This is a genomic window from Salmonella sp. SG203, from assembly GCF_013350575.1.
Taxonomy (GTDB): domain Bacteria; phylum Pseudomonadota; class Gammaproteobacteria; order Enterobacterales; family Enterobacteriaceae; genus Salmonella; species Salmonella enterica.
The window spans coordinates 1-2,193 of sequence record NZ_SNMT01000069.1 but is presented as its reverse complement, the minus strand read 5'-3'; the positions used below and the strand labels follow the sequence as shown (position 1 = coordinate 2,193).

The 2,193-nt window shown below is 46.1% G+C and carries 2 protein-coding genes; one reads left to right on the top strand and one right to left on the bottom strand.

Annotation, left to right across the window (positions count from 1 at the left end):
- Positions 1 to 77 precede the first annotated feature (77 nt).
- The gene (locus HV477_RS27765) at positions 78 to 680 is read right to left on the bottom strand and encodes a fimbrial protein (RefSeq protein WP_175065736.1); all 603 of its coding nucleotides are present in this window, start codon (positions 678 to 680) and stop codon (positions 78 to 80) included.
- A gap of 940 nt (positions 681 to 1,620) precedes the next feature.
- On the opposite strand from HV477_RS27765, the gene HV477_RS27760 reads away from it, so the two are divergent.
- Positions 1,621 to 2,193: POTRA domain-containing protein (locus tag HV477_RS27760; RefSeq protein ID WP_302675419.1), on the top strand; the 573-nt coding region annotated here is incomplete at its 3' end.

Here is a 2,193-nt window from a genome sequence, read left to right as displayed (position 1 = left end):
TCCGGAAAGTGGATTATTTCGCAATACCATCTGTAATACAGACAGGCAAAACTACAATTAAGCCTGTCTGCACTCTGTCAGTGATAATCCAGCTGGTAAGAAACCTGTGCTGTTACTGAACCTGCTGAAGGAGGTGTGGAAGCGCCTGCCTTTCCTTTAAGACGGGCCCAGAAAGTAAGAGTGGAATCAGCTCCACTCACCAGCGGCGTATCTGTTGCTGGCTGCATCTTTGCATCAGATGTAAAATCGATTGGGGTTATACCTGTTTTGTCAAGTAACTGAACTGCGACATTCTCGGGGCCGGTCGTCTGCAAAAAGCCTTTGGTTAAATCAGTCGCATCCAGTTTACCATCATTTAAAAATTTGAGTGATGCTTTAGCATATTTAGGTGCGCTTCCCAAATCGCAGTTTTTGAGTTCAATTTTAACGGCGACAGGATTACTTCCATTTTTAGATGATACTAATAACTGATTAGACACCGCGCCCAGGTCGATATTCTGATTTGCTTCTCCGGCAGGAATAGAACATGGTGCTTCGGTAACAGAACCTGTAAAGGTAATAGTCCCGCCACCGAATTTGCCGGTACTGGTGGGGGCAGGAACGGCACCATCTGCAAATACGGATGCAGAACTCATAACAGCTGCAACGGTTGCTGCGGCAATAAGCGTTTTTCTGATCATGGCTAACCCTTAATGATATTCAGAATTCAGAGATAACCCTGACAAGCAGCCGCACAAACGACGGGCATGTTACAGGGAGTGATAACGAAAGGTTGTACGGGAAAGGGCAAAGGTTCTTCAGACAATAATAAAGGGTATTAAGTTCCCCTGTACAACCTGAGGATATTAGGACACAGATGAGATTAATCTTAAATAAAATTAAACAGATCGATAAGATCGAATAATTTAATCATAATTCAGATTAATAATTGAAAGTAACTTTAGTTATCATATTACCGACTGATTTTATGGATGTCACCAGAAATCAATAGAAACAGCATAAAACATCATACTGATATGTATTTACATTATGACAATGAATGTGATTTTTATTTGATTTTTCTGCGCGGGGTCCGGGTAAAGAGTCGGTTACTGCGGATGGTGGGAAAAGTCGCTGCTGTGGTATGCAGTTATGTGCGTTTACTCATTACCCGGGATGGAAGCAAAGTGGTTTACAGAAGTGTCGGATTGCCCCTTTCGGGTCTCAGGGGATGTCACCTTGCTGATATAAAATTATTTAAGATATTCCTTTGTTATTTTCTTATTGTTACTTTATATCCGCCGTTGTTTTCTCATTACGTGTCTCCTCATTATGTTTTTGGCAAAAAACCAGGAGTTATAATATTAAATAACAATGGGTATTATTTTTGCTGTTCTTTTATTCTGTTTTCACACAGGGTTAAGCGCTCCCGCTTTCTTTTATTGGTTGACATCTTGTACCTCAATACATTTATTAATAAAAGATCTGTTATATTAATATTATATTTGTGATATATGGTGAAAGATGCCACGGCATCAGTAATACGTTGCAGCATGATGTTTTATCAGTGTGGTGTGCGTGCGTATTTTTGGTTTCCTTTCATGGAGTTTGTTATGACGCTGTCTATTCATCTTTCCGGGAATGAATTTATTGCGTGGTGCCTGTGATGCTGACATTCATTTATTTTCTTCAATAACGCGAGCTGATTTTATGAAATATATCACTCCCCGTCCGGTCTTCGGTCTTTCCGGTCTGAGCTTTTCTCCGCTTTCACTACTGGTCGCGCTGGGCGTGAGCATGTATGGCAGCACGGCCATGGCCGCCTTTCTTCCCCCGCCCACCGGGGCTGGTCAGCTGAACAACCAGCTCCGCCAGCAGGACCGGACCGTACCGCCGGCTCCCGTGGCGCCGTCCATCTCCCTTCCGGCCGGTGAACACGGCAGTGCCCGTGCGCCGGAGAGTACCGCCCGCGTCACCCTGAAGGCGGTGACCTTTACCGGGATGGCGCCGGTCCCGGGAACGCACCGCGTGACGGAGGCTTCCCTGCAGAAGGTGGTGGCTCCCTGGCTGAACCGGCCGCTCTCGTTTGGTGACCTGCAGGCCATGACGGACGCCGTGACCCGCCATTACCGTGACCACGGCGCCCTGGTGGCGCGGGCCATCCTGCCGCCCCAGACCATTAAGGACGGTGTCCTGACGGTGAAGATTATTCCC

Coding starts and splice junctions, on each gene's coding strand:
- HV477_RS27765 (WP_175065736.1), bottom strand. CDS start 680: ATGATCAGAAAAACGCTTATTGCCGCAGCAACCGTTGCAGCTGTTATG.